Annotated in this window: 19 protein-coding genes and 1 riboswitch; of the genes, 15 read left to right on the top strand and 4 right to left on the bottom strand. The window is 73.2% G+C overall.

Annotated elements, in window-relative coordinates; translation table 11 throughout:
• Positions 1-106: 106 nt before the first annotated feature.
• Positions 107-466, top strand: a complete 360-nt coding sequence (locus tag G5B56_RS11085) for a hypothetical protein (protein ID WP_240920714.1) — start codon at positions 107-109, stop codon at positions 464-466.
• Between the two features lie 27 nt (positions 467-493).
• On the opposite strand, the gene G5B56_RS11080 is transcribed toward G5B56_RS11085, so the two are convergent.
• Positions 494-2,350 carry an ABC transporter ATP-binding protein gene (locus tag G5B56_RS11080; RefSeq protein ID WP_009857403.1) on the bottom strand — a complete coding sequence of 619 codons (1,857 nt, stop codon included), beginning with the start codon at positions 2,348-2,350 and terminating at the stop codon, positions 494-496.
• Between the two features lie 224 nt (positions 2,351-2,574).
• Here G5B56_RS11080 and G5B56_RS11075 point away from each other — a divergent pair, with 224 nt between their 5' ends.
• Positions 2,575-4,161: a GMC family oxidoreductase gene (locus tag G5B56_RS11075; RefSeq protein WP_164963229.1), complete on the top strand. Its 1,587-nt coding sequence runs from the start codon at positions 2,575-2,577 to the stop codon at positions 4,159-4,161.
• A complete protein-coding gene (locus G5B56_RS11070; protein WP_164963228.1) occupies positions 4,161-5,186 on the top strand; it encodes an LLM class flavin-dependent oxidoreductase in 1,026 nt (341 codons plus the stop codon). Before G5B56_RS11075 ends, G5B56_RS11070 begins: the two co-directional genes overlap by 1 nt.
• Here the strand turns inward: G5B56_RS11070 and bluB are convergent.
• Positions 5,129-6,211: a 5,6-dimethylbenzimidazole synthase gene (gene bluB / locus G5B56_RS20075; RefSeq protein ID WP_206023513.1), complete on the bottom strand. Its 1,083-nt coding sequence runs from the start codon at positions 6,209-6,211 to the stop codon at positions 5,129-5,131. The two genes, G5B56_RS11070 and bluB, sit on opposite strands and share 58 nt — an antisense overlap.
• Positions 6,212-6,407: 196 nt before the next feature.
• Positions 6,408-7,754: a metallophosphoesterase gene (locus G5B56_RS11060; RefSeq protein WP_164963227.1), complete on the bottom strand. Its 1,347-nt coding sequence runs from the start codon at positions 7,752-7,754 to the stop codon at positions 6,408-6,410.
• Positions 7,755-7,951: 197 nt separating this feature from the next.
• On the opposite strand from G5B56_RS11060, the gene G5B56_RS11055 reads away from it, so the two are divergent.
• Positions 7,952-8,791 (top strand): GNAT family N-acetyltransferase, encoded by an 840-nt coding sequence (locus G5B56_RS11055; RefSeq protein ID WP_164963226.1) that lies wholly within the window; start codon positions 7,952-7,954, stop codon positions 8,789-8,791.
• A gap of 486 nt (positions 8,792-9,277) precedes the next feature.
• Here the strand turns inward: G5B56_RS11055 and G5B56_RS11050 are convergent, their stop codons facing one another.
• A complete protein-coding gene (locus G5B56_RS11050; protein WP_164963225.1) occupies positions 9,278-10,831 on the bottom strand; it encodes a UbiD family decarboxylase in 1,554 nt (517 codons plus the stop codon).
• Positions 10,832-11,095: 264 nt separating this feature from the next.
• Between G5B56_RS11050 and G5B56_RS11045 the strand changes: the two genes are divergently transcribed.
• From G5B56_RS11045 to G5B56_RS10995, 11 genes are all read left to right on the top strand, one after another.
• Positions 11,096-11,965: a lytic transglycosylase domain-containing protein gene (locus G5B56_RS11045; RefSeq protein WP_009857410.1), complete on the top strand. Its 870-nt coding sequence runs from the start codon at positions 11,096-11,098 to the stop codon at positions 11,963-11,965.
• Positions 11,966-12,019: 54 nt separating this feature from the next.
• A riboswitch (ZMP/ZTP riboswitch) is annotated at positions 12,020-12,135 on the top strand.
• A gap of 54 nt (positions 12,136-12,189) precedes the next feature.
• Complete coding sequence (gene glyA / locus G5B56_RS11040; RefSeq protein ID WP_164963224.1) at positions 12,190-13,440, top strand: serine hydroxymethyltransferase; 1,251 nt, start codon at positions 12,190-12,192, stop codon at positions 13,438-13,440.
• A 16-nt stretch (positions 13,441-13,456) separates the two neighbouring features.
• Entirely contained in the window at positions 13,457-13,900 is a 444-nt protein-coding gene (gene nrdR / locus G5B56_RS11035) for a transcriptional regulator NrdR (RefSeq protein WP_009857412.1), read from the top strand.
• 114 nt (positions 13,901-14,014) lie between these two features.
• Positions 14,015-14,542: a Tfp pilus assembly protein FimT/FimU gene (locus tag G5B56_RS11030; RefSeq protein ID WP_009857413.1), complete on the top strand. Its 528-nt coding sequence runs from the start codon at positions 14,015-14,017 to the stop codon at positions 14,540-14,542.
• A gap of 91 nt (positions 14,543-14,633) precedes the next feature.
• Positions 14,634-15,119 carry a type IV pilin protein gene (locus tag G5B56_RS11025; protein WP_164963223.1) on the top strand — a complete coding sequence of 162 codons (486 nt, stop codon included), beginning with the start codon at positions 14,634-14,636 and terminating at the stop codon, positions 15,117-15,119.
• Positions 15,119-15,715: a Tfp pilus assembly protein FimT/FimU gene (locus G5B56_RS11020; protein ID WP_009857415.1), complete on the top strand. Its 597-nt coding sequence runs from the start codon at positions 15,119-15,121 to the stop codon at positions 15,713-15,715. Before G5B56_RS11025 ends, G5B56_RS11020 begins: the two co-directional genes overlap by 1 nt.
• Positions 15,709-16,461 (top strand): PilW family protein, encoded by a 753-nt coding sequence (locus G5B56_RS11015; RefSeq protein WP_164963222.1) that lies wholly within the window; start codon positions 15,709-15,711, stop codon positions 16,459-16,461. Before G5B56_RS11020 ends, G5B56_RS11015 begins: the two co-directional genes overlap by 7 nt.
• The gene (locus G5B56_RS11010) at positions 16,458-17,840 is read left to right on the top strand and encodes a PilX N-terminal domain-containing pilus assembly protein (RefSeq protein WP_164963221.1); all 1,383 of its coding nucleotides are present in this window, start codon (positions 16,458-16,460) and stop codon (positions 17,838-17,840) included. Before G5B56_RS11015 ends, G5B56_RS11010 begins: the two co-directional genes overlap by 4 nt.
• A complete protein-coding gene (locus tag G5B56_RS11005) occupies positions 17,837-19,039 on the top strand; it encodes a prepilin-type N-terminal cleavage/methylation domain-containing protein (RefSeq protein ID WP_164963220.1) in 1,203 nt (400 codons plus the stop codon). Before G5B56_RS11010 ends, G5B56_RS11005 begins: the two co-directional genes overlap by 4 nt.
• Before the next feature lie 43 nt (positions 19,040-19,082).
• Positions 19,083-20,195 (top strand): bifunctional diaminohydroxyphosphoribosylaminopyrimidine deaminase/5-amino-6-(5-phosphoribosylamino)uracil reductase RibD, encoded by a 1,113-nt coding sequence (gene ribD, locus G5B56_RS11000; protein ID WP_164963219.1) that lies wholly within the window; start codon positions 19,083-19,085, stop codon positions 20,193-20,195.
• Positions 20,196-20,287: 92 nt separating this feature from the next.
• Entirely contained in the window at positions 20,288-21,085 is a 798-nt protein-coding gene (locus tag G5B56_RS10995; protein ID WP_029718958.1) for a PEP-CTERM sorting domain-containing protein, read from the top strand.
• Positions 21,086-21,177: the final 92 nt, after the last annotated feature.

Genomic DNA, 21,177 nt, shown 5'->3' with positions numbered 1-21,177 from the left:
TGGCGGCAGGGCCGGCGCGGGCGCCCGGCGTGGCTTTCGTCTCGCGGCGGGATGGCGATTTGCGCGAATGCTCAAGTCGCCGCGCGGCCGCGTCGATACGCGCTCGATGGACGCTTACTGGCCCCCGTTGCTCGCTGCCGCCCTCGTGTTCACCGTGTTCAGCCTTGCCGCGGCGCTGTGGCACCGCCGCCGTGTCGCCCAGCTGCGCCGGCTGCTGGCCGACGCCCAGCACTCGCGTTTCGAGGCCGAGGCCGAGACGCGCGACCTCAAGCGCCGGCTGCACGCCGCGCCGCCGGCCGTCAACGACCAGACCGAACGCCGCGCCGCGCTGGAGCGTGCGCTGGCGCCGCAGGACCGCCCCCGCAGCGCCGACGCCGGCTGGGCCGAGACCCAGCCGATGTCGATGACGCCCGACGAGCGCAGCTTCGCGCCGACCCGGCCGATGCCGGAGCCGCCGCCACGCTGAGGCGGCGCCGCCCACGGCCCAGGCGGGTCAGCCCGCCGTGGCCACCGCCTCGTCGGCGTCGTCCTCGCCGAGGAAACCGCCGCTCTGGTGCGCCCACAGCCGCGCGTACAGGCCGCCGGCGGCCAGCAGGCTGCGGTGGTCGCCGACCTCGACGATGCGGCCGCGGTCCATCACCACCAGCCGGTCCATCGCCGCGATCGTCGACAGGCGGTGCGCGATCGCGACCACCGTCTTGCCTTCCATCAGCTTGTACAGGCTGTCCTGGATGGCGGCCTCGACCTCGCTGTCCAGCGCGCTGGTGGCTTCGTCGAGCAGCAGGATCGGCGCGTCCTTCAGCATCACGCGGGCGATGGCGATGCGCTGGCGCTGGCCGCCGGAGAGCTTGACGCCGCGTTCGCCGACGTGGGCGTCGTAACCCTGGCGGCCCTTGGCGTCGGCCAGGCCGGCGATGAAGTCGGCCGCCGCGGCACGTTCGGCGGCGCGGCGCATGTCCTCGTCGCCGGCGTCGGGCCGGCCGTAGAGGATGTTGTCGCGCACCGAGCGGTGCAGCAGCGAGGTGTCCTGCGTGACCATGCCGATCGCCGCGCGCAGGCTGGTCTGGGTGACGCCGGCGATGTCCTGGCCGTCGATCAGGATGCGGCCCGAGTCGATGTCGTACAGCCGCAGCAGCAGGTTCACCACCGTGCTCTTGCCGGCGCCGGAGCGCCCGACCAAGCCGATCTTCTCGCCCGGGCGGATGACGAGGTCGAGGTCGTCGAGCACCGGCTTGCGTGCGTCGTACGAGAAGCGCACGGCCTCGAAGCGGATCTCGCCGCGCGAGACCTCCAGCGGTTTGGCCTCGGGCTTGTCGAGCACGCTGCGCGCCTTGGACAGCGTGCCGATGCCGTCGTGCACCGTGCCGATGTGCTCGAACAGCGAGGCCATCTCCCACATCACCCAGTGCGAGATGCCGTTCAGCCGGAAGGCCATCGCGGTGGCCGCGGCGACCGCGCCGACACCCACCTGGCCCTGCGTCCACAGCCACAGGCAGGCGCCGGCGGTCGACGCGATCAGGCCGACGCTCAGCGCCTGGTTGGCGATCTCGAAGCCGCTGACCAGCCGCATCTGGCCGTGCACCGTGCCCATGAACTCCTGCATCGCGCTGCGTGCGTAACGCGCCTCGCGCTGCGAGTGCGAGAACAGCTTGACGGTGGCGATGTTGGTGTAGGCGTCGGTGATGCGCCCGGTCATCAGCGAGCGCGCGTCGGCCTGGGCCTGGCCGACCTTGCCCAGCCGCGGCACGAAGAACACCAGGCAGCCGATGTAGCAGGCCAGCCAGCCGGCGAACGGCAGCACCAGCCACAGGTCGAAGCCGCCGACGATGCCGACCAGCGTGACGAAATAGATCAGCACGTAGACCAGGATGTCGGCCAGGATCAGCCAGGTGTCGCGCACCGCCAGCGCGGTCTGCATCACCTTGGTGGCGATGCGGCCGGCGAACTCGTCCTGGTAGAAGCCCATGCTCTGCTCGAGCAGCTGGCGGTGGAAGTTCCAGCGCAGCCGCATCGGGAAGTTGCCGAACAGCGACTGGTACTTGACCAGCGCCTGCACGCCGGCGAGCACGATGCTGCCGAGCAGCACGCCGCCCAGCAGCAGCAGCGTGCGGCCCTCCTGCTCCCACAGCCGGGCCGGCTCGACCTGGGCCAGCACGTCGATGACGTGGGCCATCATGCTGAACAGCAGCGCCTCGAAGGCGCCGATGCCGGCGGTCAGCAGCGTCAGCGCGAGCAGCAGCCCGCGCATGCCACGCGAGCATTCCCAGAGGAAGGCGACGAAGGTCTTCGGCGGCGTGGGCGGCAGCGCATCCGGGTAGGGATGCACCAGCCGTTCGAAACGCTGGAACACGGCGGGTCTCCAAGGCGCCTGATGGGCGCGGCCGCGGCGGCGCGGGCGGCCGGCGGCGGTGGGCGGCCGGGTCGGCCGCGGGGGGCGATTATCGGCAAGCCGCGTGTCCGGTGCAGGCGGCGGCCGCCGAGGACGCGGGGGTGACAGCCCCGGGCGGCTCTGGAGCGATCTCTCCAGCCGGGCTGGCTAAGATCGTCCGACAACCACGAGCACCGGAGACCAGCGTGTACGACTACCTGATCGTCGGGGGAGGGTCGGCGGGCTGCGTGCTCGCCGCGCGCCTGTCCGAGGACCCCGACGTGCGCGTCGCGCTGCTCGAAGCCGGCGAGGCCGACCGCAGCGCGCTGATCCACTGCCCCGCCGGCATCGCGCTGATGGCCCGCACCGGCCAGGCCAACTGGGCCTTCGAGACCGTCGCCCAGTCCGGGCTGGACGGGCGCGCCGGCTACCAGCCGCGCGGCAAGGTGCTCGGCGGCTCCAGTTCCATCAACGCGATGATCTACATCCGCGGCCAGCGCGAGGACTACGACGCCTGGGCCGCCGCCGGCAACCCGGGCTGGGGCTGGGCCGACGTGCTGCCGTACTTCAAGAGGTCCGAGCACAACGAACGCGGCGCCGACGCCTGGCACGGCGCCGCCGGCCCGCTGAACGTGATGGACCTGCCCGAGCCCAACCCCTGGTCGCGGCGCTTCATCGAGGCCGGCCGCCAGGCGGGTTTCGCCGAGAACCGCGACTTCAACGGCGAACACCAGGAAGGCGTCGGCATGTACCAGGTGACGCACCGCGGCGGCGAACGTTTCAGCGCCGCCAAGGCCTACCTGACGCCGGCGCTCGATCGGCCCAACCTGGACGTCGTCACCGGCGCGCAGGTGCTGAAGGTGGTGCTCGAAGGCTGCCGCGCCACCGGCGTCGAGCTGCTGCAGGGCGGCACGCGGCGCGTGCTGGCGGCGCGGCGCGAGGTCATCCTGTCGGCGGGTGCGCTGCAGTCGCCGCAGCTGCTGCTGCTGTCGGGCATCGGCCCGGGCGCCGAGCTGCAGGCGCTGGGCGTGCCGGTCGTGCACGATCTGCCGGGCGTCGGCCGCCACCTGCACGACCACCCCGACGTCGTGCTGCTGGTCGACGCGCCGGGCGCCAAGGAGACGGTGGGCGTGTCGGCGGGCGGCGCGCTGCGCGTGCTGGCCGGCGTGCAGCAGTGGCGCTCGCGGCGCCGCGGCCTGCTGACGACCAATTTCGCCGAGTCCGGCGCCTTCCTGCGCACGCGCGCCGACGAGATGCGGCCCGACGTGCAGCTGCACTTCGTCATCGGCAAGCTGGTCGACCACGGCCGGAGCACGGTCTGGGGCCACGGCTGGTCGGCCCACGTCTGCGTGCTGCGGCCCCAGAGCCGCGGCCGCGTGACGCTGAGGGCCGCCGACCCGCTGGCGCCGCCGCGCATCGACCCGGGCTTCCTGGACCACCCCGACGACCTGCGCCGGCTGATGGACGGCGTGCGGCTGACGCAGCGCATCCTCGCGCAGCCGGCGCTGGCCGGTGGCGGCCGGCCCTCGGCCGCGGGGCTGGACGACACCGCGCTGGAGCACTGGGTGCGCCAGCACGCCGACACGATCTACCACCCGGTCGGCAGCTGCCGCATGGGGCCGGGCCGGGGCGACGTCGTCGACGCCGAGCTCCGGGTCAAGGGGATCCAGGGCCTGCGGGTGGCCGACGCGTCGATCATGCCCAGCATCGTCTCCGGAAACACCAACGCCCCGACCCTCATGATCGGCGAGAAGGCCGCCGACCTCGTGCGCCGCGCCGCCGCCCTCGTGTGATGCGGCTGTCGGTGCTGGACCAGTCGCCGGCGGTCGCCGGCCGCGGCGAAGACGAAGCCATCCGCGCCAGCGTCGCGCTCGCCGAACATGCCGAGCAGCTGGGCTACGAACGTTTCTGGGTCAGCGAGCACCACAACATGGACGCGCTGGTCGGCACCGCGCCCGAGCTGCTGCTGGCCGCCGCCGCGGCACGCACGCGCCGCATCCGCCTGGGCAGCGCCGGCGTCATGCTGCCGCACTACGCGGCGCTGAAGGTGGCCGAGCAGTTCCGCGTGCTCGACGCGCTGGCGCCGGGCCGCATCGACCTCGGCGTCGGCCGCGCGCCGGGCGGCGACATGCGCACCGCGACCGCGCTGAACCCGAACGCGGCACTGGCCGCCGAGGGCTTCCCGCAGCAGGTGGCCGAGTTGCAGGCCTGGGTGGGCGGCGCGCGCCACCGCGGCATCGTCGCGCATCCGCGGGCACCGGCGGGTTCTGGCGCCGAACGCACGCCCGAGGTCTGGATCCTCGGCAGCTCGACCTACGGCGCGCAGCTCGCGGCCCAGCTCGGCCTGCCCTACGCCTTCGCCTACTTCTTCTCCGACGGCCACGGTGTCGAGGCGGCGCTGGACCTCTACCGCGGCCTGTACCAGCCGAGCGAACGCCACCCGAAACCCGAGGCCACGATCTGCGTCTGGGCGCTGGCCGCCGACGACGGCGAGACCGCGCGCCGGCAGGCGCTGCCGCGCGAACGCTGGTGGCTGGACCGCCGCCGCGGCCGCATCGCGCCGCTGCAGTCGCCCGAGGACGTGGCGCTGGCCGGCTTCGAACCCGACGAGCTGGCGCTGCTGGCCGGCGCGCGCGAGCAGGCGCTGGTCGGCAGCGCCGCCGAGGTCGGTGCGCGGCTGCGCGCGCTGGCCTCGCGGCTGGCGCTGGACCACGTCGTCGTCAACACCTGGACCTACGACGAAGCCGTGCGCCGACGCTCCTACGCCTTGCTGGCCGCCGAGTTCGGGCTGGCGGGTTCGCCCCAGGCGTTTTCGTAGACCGCGTCCTGCCAGGGGCGGCGCGAGCGCCAGCCTTCGATCTCCAGCATCGGCGCCGGGTAGAAGGCCTCGACCGGCCCGAGGCAGAGGATGGCCAGCGGCATCGCGCCGGCCGGCATCGCCAGCAGCTCGGCCAGCGGCTGCGGCTCGAACATCGACACCCAGCCCAGGCCCAGGTTCTCGACGCGCGCGGCCAGCCAGAGGTTCTGGATCGAGCAGGCCAGCGAGCAGACGACCATCTCGCGCGGCATCGTGCGCCGGCCGAAGACCGTGCCGTCGTCGGGCGGCAGCGCCGCGACCAGCAGCTCGGCGCATTCGCGGATGCCTTCGACCTTCAGCCGCAGGAACTCGGCGGCACGTTCGCCCATCGCGCTGGCGGTGGCGTCGCGTTCGCGGGCGACCAGCGCGGCGATCGCTTCGCGGCGCGCCGGGTCGCTGATGCGCAGGTAACGCCAGGGCTGCATCATGCCCACCGACGGCGCGTGGTGCGCCGCCTGCAGCAGGCGCTGCAGCGTCTCGGGCGCGATGCGTTCGCCGCGGCGGAAGTGGCGCATGTCGCGCCGCCCGGCCAGCAGGCGCTGCAGCCGGCGCGCGTCGGCCGGGCCGTAGTGTTCGCCGCCGGGCGCGGCCGGCGCGGCGGCGGCCGAAGCCGCCTCGTAGCGGGGAGAAAGCCGCACCGTCTCGCCGACCACCAGCGTGCCGGCGCCAGCCGGCAGCGCCGCCAGGCCGGTGGCGACGACGGTCTCGCCGTCGAGACGCGCCGCCGGGGTGTCCGCCGCCAGGCCGTGGCGTTGCAGCTCGGCGGCGATGCGCACCGCCTGCGGGCCGCCGTCGGCGAAGACCCGCGTCTGCCCGGGCTCGGCCAGCGCCGACCAGTCGGCCGTGTCCAGCGCCCCGGCGTCGAGCAGCACGCAGCGCGAGGCCAGGCCCGGCTGCGTCAGCGGGATGCCCGCGGCAAGCACCGCGGCCAGGGCCGGCGGCAGGCCAGAGCAGGCAGGATCGGGACGCACTTCGGAGCAGGACATCGGCAGCGGAGACGGGCACGCCCAGGCGGCGCGCCGCGATGATACGGAGCCGCCGAGCCGCCGCCCAGCACCGGCGGCCGTGCTCAAAAACCAGGCAATCCAAAAAAACTCGTGGCCTGGCGCGCACTTGCGCGCCGGCCCCACGGTTTGTCCACAGGGATGCCAACGTCGGCCGGGGACATCCGGCCGGCGGTGTTCAGAGCGTGATCGACAGCGTGTTGTCGCCCGGCTGCGGGTCGTTCCACAGGCCGAGCACGAAGCCGCCGAGCATCGCCGTCATCGGGTCGGCGCTCTGCGCCATGGCCTGCAGCGTGGCCAGCACGTTGGCGTCGTCGAGCTGCTCGTCGCCGGCGTAGTGCGCGACCATCGCCGGCACGATCAGCGGCACCAGCATCGCGACGGTCTGCGCCGGCAGCGAGTACGGCGCCGAGCCCAGCAGCCCGGCCACCAGCGTCTGCAGGCCGGTCTCCAGATAGTCCTGCGACCAGGCGACGAAGTCGCTGGGGTGGCCGGCCGTCGCCTTGACCGTGCTGCTGGTGATGGCCAGCGTGCCGGCGCCGCGGTCGATCGTCACCAGGCGGTAGGGGCTGGGCGCGGTGACCGTCGAGCCGGTCTCGATGTCGTGCACCATGACACCGCCGTAGCTGGCGCGCACGATGTCCTGGGCGTGGTAGTGGCCGGTGAAGACCACCGTCAGCCCGGCGGCGGCGAAGGCGGCGGCCAGGGCCTGGCGGTCCTCGACCAGGTACTCGGGGAAGAAGCTCGACTGGCCGGGGAAGTGCTCGATCAGGCCGTGGTGCATGGTGCCGATGGCGGCGAAGCCGCGCTGGCGCGCGACGCCCAGCCAGTGCTGCAGCCAGGCGAGCGTCTGGGCGCGCACGCGGCCGGCGGTGATCGGCGCGCTCGGATGGGCGCTCTCGGCGTAACGGCAGGAGTCGATGGCGAAGAGCCAGACGCCGGTGCCCAGCTCGGCGACGTAGCTCAGCGACGCCGGGTCGCGCGAGATCGTGTCGCCGTAGCCGCAGCGGGCGTAGATCGTCGCGAACGCGGCGGCGTCGACGGTCTCGGCGGCGGTCGCCGGCACGCTGCGGAAGTCCTTCGCGTCGGGGTTGGCGACGTCGTGGTTGCCGGGGATCACGTAGGCCCGGATGCCGCGCGCCCGCAGCGCCTGCAGCCTGGAGGCGAGCAGCTCGTGGTTGACACGTTCACCGTCCTTGGTCAGGTCGCCGGAGATCAGCAGCGCGTCGGGCTTGTCGGCCACGATCGCGGCCAGCGCGGCGTCGAGGATCTCGACGCTCTCCCGGATCATCTTGCGGTCCTGCAGCAGGTAGGCGTCGAGCTCGCTGCTGGTGCCCAGCGCCGTGCTGTCGTAGAGGTGCACGTCGCTGAGCACGGCCAGGCGCAGCGGGCGGTCGTCGTCACCACCGCCGCAGCCGGCCAGCCAGGACGGCAGCGTGATGACCGAGGCCAGGCCGGCGCTGGTCTGCAGGAAACGGCGGCGCGACGGCGCCGGGCGGGAGCGGTTGTCGTTGGAGGTCGTCATGGGTGTCCTGTGGCGTTCGTGCCCGCGGCACGACGCCCGGCATTGCAGGCGGCCGCCGTGATCGTGCGATGACGCCGCGCCGGCATCACGGCGGCGTTTGCGCCCGGTCATGCCCGCCGGCACGCGGCGCGCACCGCCACGGCTTCGTCATCGACGCTTCACCCGGGCGTCACCCCCGGCCGTGACGATGGCCGTCCATGCCCGACACGATCCTGACCCCGCCGCTCGCCGCCGCCCCGATCGAGGACCGCGCCGGCGCCCTCAGACCCCGCGCCCCGCTGCCGGCGGCACCCACCGCCGAGGCCGCGCTCGTCGTCGCCTGGGCGCGCGACGAGGACGAGGTGCGCGAGGCCCAGCGCCTGCGCCACGAGGTCTTCGCCGGCGAGATGGGCGCCCGGCTGGAGGTGCCGCCCGGCACGCCCGCGGGGCTGGACGTCGACCGCTACGACGCGTTCTGCGAACACCTGCTGGTGCGCGCCCCGGGCGACGCCGGCGAGCCCGGCCCGGTCGTCGGCACCTACCGCGTGATGACGCCGGCGGCCGCCGCACGTGCCGGCGGGCTGTACAGCGACAACGAGTTCGATCTCCGCGCCCTGGCGCCGCTGCGCGCGACGATGGTCGAGCTCGGCCGCTCCTGCGTGCACCCGGACTGGCGCTCCGGCGGCGTCGTGATGGCGCTGTGGGGCGCGCTCGCCGCCTTCATGGTGCGCAACGGCCTGCAGACCATGGTCGGCTGCGCCAGCGTCGGCATGCGCGACGGCGGCCATGCCGCCGCCAGCCTGTGGCGGCGCCTGGAAGCCACGCACCTGGCCGCGCCCGAATGGCGCGTGACGCCGCGGCTGGCGCTGCCGGTCGACGAACTGCGCCAGGACCTGCCGGTCGACGCGCCGCCGCTGCTCAAGGGTTATCTGCGCTGCGGCGCGCGTGTGCTCGGCGCACCGGCCTGGGACCCCGACTTCAACACCGCCGACCTGCCGGTGATGCTGCGCCTGGCGGACCTGCCGGCACGCTACCGGCGGCACTTCATCGGGGCCTGAACCGGCCGCCCGCACGGGGCCGGTGCACCGCGCCGGCAGCCGCCGGGCGCTGCCACAAATTGTGGCAATCCGATGAAAAGCCCGGTGAATCAAGCACCTGGCGACGCCGCGCACGAGTTGTCCACAGAGATGCCAACGTCAGGCGTGGAAATTCACACGGAAGACGCCGCAACCCGGCGCACCGAGGCCGGGCACCGGGAGAACACCGCTCGCACCGCGGCGGCGCGCGGGGGGTTCACACACGGGATCGAGCAAGCTCCGGGCCTGCGCAGGCGCAAAACAAGCCCCACAAAACGAAACCCCCTCCGGCCCAGGGGACCGGAGGGGGCGGGTGACCTCTCGTCACCGATGGAGCTCCAGAGGAAAGTGGTCCGGGGCTCCCGACGCGCAGGAATTGCGCCGTCTTCCTAGATGCCTGCTGTCAGGCCTCTCCAAGTTAGGCGACGCGGCACGCGGTTTCAAGGCGTTTTGCGTCGCCGGCGCAGGTCAAGAGGCCGAGATCAAACGTTCTGCGAGCGACTGCACACGCTGCTCGACGGCAGCGTCCATCGTGATCGTCCGGCCCCACTCGCGCGTGGTCTCGCCGGGCCACTTGTTGGTCGCGTCCAGGCCCATCTTGCCGCCCAGGCCGCTGACTGGCGACGCGAAATCCAGGTAGTCGATCGGCGTCTCCGAGACCAGCGTCGTGTCGCGCACCGGGTCCATGCGCGTGGTGATCGCCCAGATGACTTCGCGCCACTCGCGGATGTTCACGTCCTCGTCGGTGACGACGATGAACTTGGTGTACATGAACTGGCGCAGGAAGCTCCACAGCCCGAACATCACGCGCTTGGCGTGGCCGGGGTAGGCCTTGCGGATCGAGATCACCGCCATCCGGTAGCTGCAGCCCTCGGGCGGCAGGTAGAAGTCGACGATCTCCGGAAACTGCTTCTGCAGGATCGGCACGAAGACCTCGTTCAGCGCCACGCCCAGCACCGCCGGCTCGTCGGGCGGCTTGCCGGTGTAGGTGGAGTGGTAGATCGGGTCGCGGCGGTGCGTGATGCGGTCGACCTGGAACACCGGGAACCAGTCCTGCTCGTTGTAGTAGCCGGTGTGGTCGCCGAACGGGCCTTCCAGCGCATGCAGGTAGCCGCCGCGCTCGCAGAGCTTGACGCCGCGGTCGGACTCGCCGCTGAAGCCGGCCGGCGCCGGCGGGATGTGGCCTTCGAGCACGATCTCGGCGCTGGCCGGCACCTGCAGCGCGCGGCCTTCGCCGACGCCGGATTCGACGAGCTCGGTGCGGCTGCCGCGCAGCAGGCCGGCGAACTGGTATTCGGACAGGCTGTCGGGCACCGGCGTCACGGCGCCGAGGATGGTCGCCGGGTCGGCGCCGAGTGCCACCGCGATCGGGAAGGGCTTGCCGGGGTTGGCGAGCGCGAACTCGCGGAAATCCAGCGCGCCGCCGCGGTGCGCCAGCCAGCGCATGATCAGCTGGTTGCGGCCGATCAGCTGCTGGCGGTAGATGCCCAGGTTCTGGCGCTGGCGCGGGTTGGCCACGGCCTGCGGGCCGCGCGTGACGACGAGGCCCCAGGTCAGCAGCGGGCCGGCGTCGCCGGGCCAGCAGGTCTGGATCGGCAGCCGGCCGAGGTCGACGTCCGGGCCTTCGAGCACCACCTCCTGGCAGGGCGCGCTGCGCTGCAGCGCGGGCTTCATGTCCCACAGCGCCTTGGCCATCGACAGCAGCTTGCCGGCGTCCTTCAGGCCCTTGGGCGGCTCGGGTTCCTTGAGACCGGCCAGCAGCCGGCCGACCTCGCGCAGCTCGGCGGTCGACGAGGCCCCCATGCCGAGGGCGACACGTTGGGGGGTGCCGAACAGATTGATCAGCACCGGGATCGAGAACCCGGTCGGGTTGCGGCACAGCACGGCCGGCCCGCCGGCACGCAGCAGCTTGTCGCCCAGCGCGGTCATCTCGAGCACCGGGGACACCGGATCGGTGATGGTGCGCAACTCGCCGCGGGCTTCGAGCTGGGTGATGAAGTCCCGCAAGTCTCGGTAGTTCATTCTCTATGGATATAAGAGACGGCTTTCATATTCTTGACCGGATATGAGAGCCTTCCTAAAATTTCGGAAGCCCTGGATCTGGATCAGGGCAGACCCGTACCGTCCTCAGCGTAATCACCTGGACGGTCGCTGAAGTCCCGCTCCGCGCGGCCCGTTCGTCGGTCGCTTGCGGTAGTCGGTCGATTATCGCCGTCACCCCGCCCCAGCGCCCCCTTGGCGCCGCGGCCCTGGGGCCTAGAGGACGGCGCTTGGAAGAGGGATGCGATGAAAGCCATTGCCGTGCTGCGCAGCGCGCAGCAAGCCACGGGGCGCTCGCTGACGGTATTCGCACGTGACGTCGGTCACGGCCTGCTCGAGATCGGGCACAACACCCTGGCCGTGGTCGGCCTGGCGGTGGTGGCGGTGCTCGTCTTCGTGGCTGGCCGGGAGGACCTGCGTCAGCAGGCCGAGACCCTGGCCTTCGAGTGGCTGCAGACGCGCCATGAAGTGCGCGCCGCGGCCATCGCGGACGCCGAACTGGTGCCGTCCGAGCCGCTGGCCGTGACGCGTGCGACCGCAGCCGACCCGAACGGCCTGACCGACCAGCAGGCCGCCGTCGCGAGCTGGATCTCGCGCCGCTACAAGGTGGCGCCGGAGCCGATCAGCGCGCTGGTGCAGGAAGCCTGGACCATCGGCCAGCGCGCCGGCCTGGACCCGACGCTGATCCTGGCCATCATGGCCGTCGAGTCGAGCTTCAACCCGTTCGCGCAGAGCCCGGTCGGCGCCCAGGGCCTGATGCAGGTGATGACCCGCATCCACGACGACAAGTACCAGGCTTTCGGCGGCACCCACGCCGCGTTCGACCCGATCAGCAACCTGCGGGTCGGCGTGCAGGTGCTCAAGGAGTGCATCACGCGCGCCGGCGGCCTGCAGCAGGGCCTGAAGCACTACGTCGGCGCCGCGCTGCTGGATAGCGACGGCGGCTACGTCGACCGCGTGATGACCGAGCAGGACTACCTCAAGCGCGTGGCCGCGGGCAACCGCGTGTCGATCAACGCGCCGATCACGGTGCCGCGCGACGCCGCGCCGATGCCGCTGCCGGCCGCGCCCCCGGCGCCGCCGCGCGCCGAACAGCTGGCGATGCTGCGCCCCTGAGCGCCGGCGTTTGACCTCGCCACGGCGGCGGCCCCGGCCGCTGCCGTTACACTCCGCGTCCTGCGCGACTGGCGATGAGGGGCCGCAACTGCCGGCCCCGAGGTGGACTGACCACCGGGAAGCGCAGGCCGGCCCACCGCCGGCGTCAGCCGTTCGCCTGGGCAGCCCTCGACGACGCTCCGCCGCGGGGCGCTCGATGGCCCTTCACTCCGAAGAGGACTGCCGTGTTCGACCGTACCCAATCCACGCTCGCCAACGTCGACCCTGAAATCTGGGCGACCATCCAGGACGAGAACCGCCGCCAGGAAGAGCACATCGAGCTCATCGCGTCGGAGAACTACACCAGCCCCGCGGTGATGGCCGCGCAAGGCTCGCAACTCACCAACAAGTACGCCGAGGGCTACCCCGGCAAGCGCTACTACGGCGGCTGCGAACACGTCGACGTCGTCGAGCAGCTCGCGATCGACCGCGTTAAGCAGCTCTTCGGCGCCAACTTCGCCAACGTGCAGCCCAACTCGGGCTCGCAGGCCAACCAGGCCGTGTTCTTCGGCCTGCTCCAGCCGGGCGACACGATCATGGGCATGAGCCTGTCCGAAGGCGGCCACCTGACGCACGGCATGCCGCTGAACATGAGCGGCAAGTGGTTCAAGGTCGTCAGCTACGGCCTGGACGCCAACGAAGCCATCGACTACGACGCGATGGAACGCCTGGCGCACGAGCACAAGCCCAAGCTCATCATCGCCGGCGCCTCGGCCTACAGCCTGCGCATCGACTTCGAACGTTTCGCCAAAGTCGCCAAGGCCGTCGGCGCCTACTTCATGGTCGACATGGCGCACTACGCGGGCCTGATCGCCGCGGGCGTCTACCCGAACCCGGTGCCGCATGCCGACGTCGTCACGTCCACCACGCACAAGAGCCTGCGTGGCCCGCGCGGCGGCATCATCCTGATGAACGACGAGGCGATCGCCAAGAAGATCAACAGCGCGATCTTCCCGGGCATCCAGGGCGGCCCGCTGATGCACGTCATCGCCGGCAAGGCCGTCGCGTTCAAGGAAGCGCTGTCGCCCGAGTTCAAGGCCTACCAGCAGCAGGTCGCCGCCAACGCCAAGGTGCTGGCCGAGACGCTGATCGCGCGCGGCCTGCGCATCGTCAGCGGCGGCACCGAGAGCCACGTGATGCTCGTCGACCTGCGCCCCAAGGGCCTGACCGGCAAGGAAGCGGAAGCGGTGCTGGGCAAGGCCCACATGACCTGCAACAAGAACGGCATCCCGAACGACCCGCAGAAGCCGATGGTCACCAGCGGCATCCGCCTGGGCACGCCGGCGATGACGACACGCGGCTTCAAGGAGGACGAGGTGCGCCGCACCGCGCACCTGATCGCCGACGTGCTCGACAACCCGCACGACGAGGCCAACCTGGCCGCGGTGCGCGAGAAGGTCGCGGCGCTGACGCGCGACTTCCCGGTCTACCGCTGAACAGGAGCGGCGGCGCATGCGTTGTCCGTACTGCGCCCACGGCGAGACGCAGGTCGTCGAGACCCGCGAGTCCGACGAGGGCGGCGTCGTGCGCCGACGCCGCCGCTGCCTGAAGTGCGAGAAGCGCTTCACGACCTACGAACGCGCCGAGGTCGCGATGCCCGCGGTCGTCAAGAAAGACGGCGCGCGGGTCGAGTTCGACCCCGAGAAGCTGCGCGCGTCGATGCTGCTGGCGCTGCGCAAGCGCCCGGTCGGCGTCGAGAAGATCGACGCCGCGATCGAGCGCATCCAGGAGCAGCTCGTCGCCGGCGGCGCACGCGAGGTGCCGAGCACACGCGTCGGCGAGCTCGTGATGCGCGAGCTCGAGAAGCTGGACAAGGTGGCCTACGTGCGTTTTGCGTCGGTCTACCGCAGCTTCGAGGACGTCGACGAGTTCAGCCAGCTGATCCGCGACATCTGAGCCGCTGATCCCCCGCGCGGGGGCCGCCACCGGCGGGCGCCCCGCGAACCCGCCACGAGGGGAGCGCAGGCCGCGCCCCGTCTTCCTAGAGTGCCCCGGCACGGGAGGACGAGCATGGCCGAGATCCGGGTTCCACGACCGCGCCGCAGGCGCGGGCTGACGCTGGTCGAGAGCGCCGTCACGCTGGCGCTGGCCGCGGTGGTCGTCGGCCTGGCGGTGCCGGGCTTCGCGGCGATCGGCGAGCGCGAGCGGCTGCGCGCCGTGGCCTCGGCGCTGCAGACCGACATCGCGTTCGCACGCAGCCAGGCCGCCGCCCAGTCGCGCACGCTGCGGCTGGAGTTCGCCGGCCCGCGCTGCTGGCTGCTGCACGACGGCCCGGCCGGCTGCGGCTGCGGGCCTGGCGCCGCGGCCTGCCCGGGCCGGCTCGTGCTGCGCCAGGCCGATCTCGGCGCCGGCCACCCCGTCGAACTGCGCGCCAACGTCGGCTCGATCCTCTTCGAGCCGACACGCGGCACCGTCACGCCGACGACCACGGTGCGGCTGTCGCTGCCGCAGGGGCCGCGGCTGCACCTCGTCGTCAACCTGATGGGCCGGGTGCGGCGCTGCTCGCCCGACGGCCTGCCGGGCGAAGCCGCCTGCTGATCCCTTGAACCCGGGCCCCTCTCCGCGACGAACGGCGGCGCCGCCGCGACGAACGGTTCGGCCGCGGACCACGCTGAAAATAATCTGCCGCATGTCCAACCGGTCGCGTCGGTGTTCCGCGGTGGGGTCTGGCGGCGGCTTCACGCTCGTCGAGCTGGCGATCACGCTGGTGGTGCTGGGCGTGATCGGCGCGCTGGCGCTGCCCTCCTTCCTGGACAGCATCCGCAAGAGCCGGCGCTCCGATGCCTACGCCGCGGTCGCGGCGGTGCAGCAGGCGCAGGAGCGCTGGCGCAGCAACCACGCCGAATACGCCACCTCGCTCACCGACCTCGGGCTGGGTGACGCCAGCGTCTCGGGCTACTACACGATCGAGATCGGCAGCTCGGCCGCGCCGGGCGACACGCTGGCCAGCGCCTACGTCGTCACCGCCCGCGGCCGCAGCGGCACCAGCCAGGCCGCCGACCCGCAGTGCCGCCACCTCAGCATGCGCCTGCGCGGCGGCAACCTCGAGTACGCCGGCTGCGGCAGCTGCGGCGACTTCTCCTACGGCGTGGCCCACGCCTGCTGGCCCCGGTGATGCGCGCCGCCTCGCCCCGGCCGCGCGGCCTGACGCTGATCGAGCTGATGCTCGCGATCGGCCTGCTGGGCGTGATGCTGGCGCTGGGCGCGCCGTCGCTGTTCGACTACATCCGCGTGCAGCGGCTCAAGAGCGTCAACGCGCAGCTCGGCACCGACGTGCAGTTCGCCCGCGGCCAGGCGGTGGCACACGGCCTGCGGTCCTTCGTGCTCTTCCCGGCGGCGGGCACGCCGGTGGCCTGCTACACGATCTACGAGCTGCGTCCCGGCGCCGACGCGAGCAAGCTCTATTGCGACTGCACCCGCGGCCCCGGCCTGGCCTGCCCGAACGCGGTGGCCATCGAGCTGCGCACCGTGGTGCTGCCGGCCGACGGCGGCGTGCGCTTCCAGCTGCCCGCCGGCGACCGCGGCTTCGGCTTCGACCCGCTGACCGGCGGCCTGCTGACGCACAGCCTCGACCTGCTGCCCCAGCCGCTGAACGCCTTCGTGCTCGACACCCTGCTCGACACCGAACGCTACCTGCGCACCACCGTCGGCCGCGCCGGCCGGCCGAGCGCCTGCGCCAGCCGGCCGGCGCTGGGGGCCTCGCCGTGCTGAGCCGCCGGCCGCGGCGCGCCGCGCCACCGCGCCGCGGCCAGCGCGGGCTGTCGATCGTCGAGCTGATGGTCGGCGTGACGATCGGCCTGCTGGTCGTCGCCGCGTCGGCGCTGCTGGTGTCCGGGCAGCTCACCGAGAACCGCCGGCTGCTGCTGGAGACCCAGCTGCAGCAGGACCTGCGCGCCACCGCCGACATCGTCGTGCGCGACCTGCGCCGCGCCGGCATCTGGAACGAGGCCCAGAGCAGCGCCGTCTGGTCCACCGAGAACCCCGACCCGCAGTGCAACCGCTACACCACCGTGACGCCCGGCTCGGGCTCGGTGGTCTACCGCTACTACCGCAGCGGCGACAACAACAGCGCGCTGGGCATCCGCCTCGACAACGGCGTGCTGCGGTCGGCGATCCACGCCGCCGACGCCGTCTCCGGCAGCACCTGCCTGCAGTCGGCGACGCCGGCGAACTGGCAGGAGCTGACCGACGGCCGCTCCGTCAAGGTGACACGCTTCGACGTCGAATGGCTGGACGACGGCAGCACGCCCGAGCCGCTGCCCTGCGCCAAGCTCTGCGCCGACGGCTCGACCGACTGCTGGCCGGTGCTGCGCGTGCGGCTGCTGCAGGTCACGATCGAGGCCGAGTCGGTGGCCGACCCGAGCGTGCGCCGCGCGCTGCAGGCCACGGTCAAGCTGCGCAACGACGACATCGAGTTCCGCGACCCGGCGGAGCCGACGCGCATGTGCCCGGCATGAGGCCCGCCGCCCCGCCCCCGCGCCGCCGCGCCGGCCAGCAGGGCCTGGCGGCGCTGGCCGTCGTGCTGCTGCTGTTCTTCGTCGTCTCGCTGGTGGCCGCCTACACCAGCCGCAACCTGATCTTCGAGCAGCGCACCGGCATCAACCAGTACCGGTCCACGCAGGCGATGGAGACCGCCGAGGCGGCGCTGGAGTGGGCGCTGCTGAAGCTCAACGGCGGCCGCATCGATGGCGACTGCGAACCCAGCACCGAGCCCAGCGACACGAGCTATCGCGAGCGCTACCTGGTGGTGGACCCGGACAAGGGCTTCTACGCCCCCCGCCTGAACGCCGCGACCGGCACCGCCGCGTTCGCGACCTGCGTGCGCGACGGCGCGGCCTGGCGCTGCCGCTGCCCGGCCACCGGCGTCGAGCTGCCCGACGCACCGGCCGGCGACGGCCCCCACCCCGCGTTCCGCGTCGCGCTCGTCGGCTCCAGCACGCGGCCGGGCATGGTGCGCATCTACGCCAACGCCTGCACCCGGCTCGCCGAGGCGTGCCTGGCCTTCGCGCCGAACATGAGCACGCTGCCGATCGTGCGCGCCGTCGCGCCGGGCGGCGAAGGCTTCGCCGCGATCTCCACCTGGGCCGGCATGACCGGGCGCGTCCCGGCGCTGGAGCGCAGCGCCACCAAGATCGTCAGCGGGGTCGCGCCGCGCGACACGATCGTCGCGCGGCAGGACATCGGCAGCAGCGGCGGCAGCCTCGTGGCCGGGCGCCGCGGCCAGGACCTCGGCTTTGCCGCGCGCGCCGGCGGCACGATTGCCGGCATCGGCGTCGAAGCCGCGCCGGGCTCGCCCGCCGACACGGCCACGGCGCTGCGGGCCGGCGACGGCGCGCTCGCGGGCCTGGCCCTGCCCGAGCCCTCGCTCGCCGGCATGCGCATGTTCGCGTCGGTTTTCATGATGCGGCCCGAGACCTTCCGCGACCAGCCGGCCGCCGTCGTGCTCGACTGCGGGATGTCGGCCTGCGACGGCAGCACGCTGGCCACCACGGTCGCGCTGAACCCGGGCCGCCCGATCTGGGTCGAGGGCGACCTGCTGCTCGACGGCAGCGGCGACATCGGCAGCAGCGCCATGCCGGTGACCCTCGTCGTCACCGGAGACCTCGACTTCGACGCCGGCGGGCGCACCGTGCACGGCCTGGTCTACGGCCGCGCCGCCAACTGGCGCCTCAGCGGCCTGGCGCGTGTCGAGGGTGCGCTGGTCGCCGAGAACCAGCTCGACATCGCGACCAGCCCCGGCAGCGCGGTGCGTCACGACCCCGAGGTGATGCGCCACCTCGCGACGCTGAGCGGCAGCTTCGTGCGCGTGCCCGGCAGTTGGAAGGACTTCCCGTGACGGCGCGCCTGCACGCGGCCCGCGGCGTCTCGCTGGTCGAGGCAATGGTCGCGCTGGCCGTGATGGCGATCGGCCTGCTCGGCGTCGTCGGGCTGCAGGCCACGCTGCGTGCCAACGCCGACGTCTCGCGCCAGCGCAGCGAGGCCGTGCGCATCGCCCAGGAACAGCTGGACACGCTGCGCGGCTACACCTCGCTGGCCGGCGCCAGCGGCCTCAGCTACGAAGGCATCGCCGACCTCGACGGCGAACCCGTCGCGACCGGCATCGCGAACACCGAGTTCACGCTCCACCAGACGGTGACCGCGGCAGGCGCCGGCCGCGCCAAGATGGTCGAGCTGCAGGTCGTCTGGCGCGACCGCCGCGCCGAGAGCGACAACCAGTGGGTCGATTTCGCGACCCTGATCGCCGGCACGCCGCCGGCGCTGGCCGGCTCGCTGATCCTGTCGCCGGCGAAGACGGCGCTGGCCACGCCCGGCGGCCGCCACCCGGCGATCCCGCCGCAGGCCCAGGACAACGGCGACGGCAGCAGCAGCTTCCAGCCCGTCGGCAGCGGCGGCGTCAGCTGGACCTTCGACAACCTGACCGGTGCCATCACCCGGACCTGCTCGGTGGCCGGGGTCTGCAGCTCCAGCTACGCCTTCCTGCTGACCGGCTACGTGCGCTTCGCGACCGGGCAGGCGCCGAGCGCGGCGCTCGCCGAGAACCCGCCGGAGCTCGACGACGCCGACCTCGCCTCGGTGCCCGTGCAAGGCTTCGTGCGCGTGCGGCGCGTCGGCCAGAGTGTCGACGACGTCTGCGTGCACCGTGCCGACCCGCAGCCCACCGGCCCCCGCCCGCGCTTCGTCGTCTACTACTGCGCGGTGCCGGTGGAGGTGTCGGCCGGCGTCTGGTCGGGGCGCTCGGACCTGCACTTCGCCGACCCGCCGGTCGCGCCCGCCCTGCGCCAGCTGGCCAGCGACGCCACCGACGCCGCGCCGAACCACCTGCGCGTCTGCCGCTACTCGCCGGCGCAGAACCCGACACGCAACAGCGACCACCCGGCCGCCTACAGCAGCGTCGGCGGCGCGCTGGTGAACCAGAACTTCCTCGTCATCAGCGCCGGCCCGGCCACCGACAGCACGCCGGCCGACCCCTGGACCTGCCCGGCGGACGATCCGCAGACGCCGGTGATCTCGTCGACCTGGCCGCACCAGCCGTAGCATCGGCGTCCCGACCCGCCGGGCGCACGCGCCCCGCCGCCCGATGCCGCTCGCCCCGCTGGACCGCACCCGTCTGCTCGAAGCCCTCGCCCTCGCCGAGGGCTCGATCGGCCTGACCGACCCCAACCCGCGCGTCGGCTGCGTCATCGGCCATGAAGACGGCCGCGTGCTCGGGCGCGGCGCCACGCAGCGCGCCGGCCAGGCCCACGCCGAGGTCATGGCGCTGCGCGACGCGGCCGCCGCCGGCCACGACACCCGCGGCGCCACCGCCTGGGTGACGCTGGAGCCCTGTGCCCACCACGGCCGCACGCCGCCGTGCTGCGACGCGCTGGTCGCGGCCGGCATCGCCCGTGTCGTCGTCGCCGTCGGCGACCCGTTCCCGCAGGTCGCCGGCGCCGGCATCACCCGGCTGCGCGCCGCCGGCGTGCAGGTCGAGCTCGGCGACGAGGACATCGCCGCCGCGGCCCGCGAGCTCAACATCGGCTTCTTCTCGCGCGTCGAGCGCGGCCGGCCGTGGCTGCGCATGAAGATCGCCGCCTCGCTGGACGGCCGCACCGCGCTGCCCAACGGCGCCAGCCAGTGGATCACCGGCGAGGCGGCGCGCACCGACGGCCACGCCTGGCGACGGCGCGCCGGCTGCGTGCTGACCGGCATCGGCACCGTGCTCGACGACGACCCCCGGCTCGACGTGCGCCGGGTGCCGACGGCGCTGCAGCCGATGCGTGCCGTGATGGACTCGGGGCTGCGCCTGCCCGCCGGCGCGCGTGTTCTCGCCCCGCCGGGACGCTGCCTGGTGTTCCACGCCGCGCCCGACAGCCCCGCTGTCGCCGCGCTGGCGGCGGCGGGTGCCGAACTGCATGCGCGCCCCGGCACCGACGGCCGCGTCGACGCGCCGGCGGTGCTCGCCGACCTGGCCGCGCTCGGCGTCAACGAGCTGCACGTCGAGGCCGGCGCACGCCTGAACGGCGCGCTGCTGGCCGCCGGGCTCGTCGACGAGCTGCTGGTCTACACCGCGCCGCTGCTGCTCGGCGAGGGCCGGCCGATGGCCGCGCTCGGGCCTTTCGAGACGCTGGCGCAAGGCCACCGCTACGGCTTCGTCGACGCCACGCCTGTCGGCGAGGACCTGCGGCTGCGCCTGCGTCGCGCAGCCATGTGAATGGGGGGATGTCCGCCCGGGGGCCGTCGCTATGATCTTTTCGAGCTGCCGTGCGCGATCGTGCCCACGGGGTCCGAGGAGGGGCAGGACCGATGGTCTCGAAGAATCGTTGGGGGCGTGCCGCACTGGCCGCGTGCTCGCTGGCCTTCGCCGGCGCGGCGTTCGCGGCACCGACCACCTACTACGGCGTCGACCAGACCCCCGAAGGCCAGGTGCCGCCCTTGGGCCAGGCCGTCGGCGCGCTGAACGGCTTCCAGACCGCCGCCACGGCCGCCGGCGGCAGCTTCGCGCGGGAGAGCTTCGAGTCCTACGCGACGCTGTCGACGCCGGCCACGCTGTTCGGCGGCACGGCCGGCCTGAGCCTGGCCGACGGCCCGGGCTTCGGCCAGGTGCAGAAGCTGCCCGAGGACGGCAGCAGCGCCGGCCGCTTCAACACCACGCCCGGCGGCGAGAAGTTCTTCGAGACCTCGCGCTCGTTCACGCTGAGCTTCGCCGACGCGATCAGCGGCATCGGCTTCTACGGCACCGACTTCGGTGACTTCAACGGCCTGCTCCAGGTGAGCATCGGCGGCGTCGTCGTGTTCTCGTTCGACGGCGGCGGCGGCGTGCCGCTGCCGGGCGGCAACTCCGAGGCCGGCAACGACAGCACCAACGGCAACCTGCTGTTCTGGGGCTTCCTCGAGTCCGACCCCTTGCTGGCCTTCCGCGAGGTCGTGTTCACCATCTCCCAGGGCCAGAGCGAAGGCAACGACTACCTCGGCTTCGACGACCTGCTGACCGTCAGGCTCGCCGCGCAGCCGCCGGGCGACGTGCCCGAGCCGGCGTCGCTGGCGCTGGCGGGGCTGGCGCTGGCCGGCGCCGGGGTCGCCCGCCGCCGCCGCCCGCGCTGACGCGGCCGGCCCCGGGCGGCTCCATTTCACGGGCGGACGCCGCGAGGCGTCCGCCCTTTCGTTTGCCCGCCCGGGGCGTGGCGGACGCGCCG

It is taken from the genome of Rubrivivax sp. JA1026 (assembly GCF_011065555.1).
Lineage (GTDB): Bacteria > Pseudomonadota > Gammaproteobacteria > Burkholderiales > Burkholderiaceae_C > Rubrivivax > Rubrivivax benzoatilyticus.
Note: the sequence above shows the minus strand (reverse complement) of the source record. Positions and strands in the feature narration are given on the sequence as shown.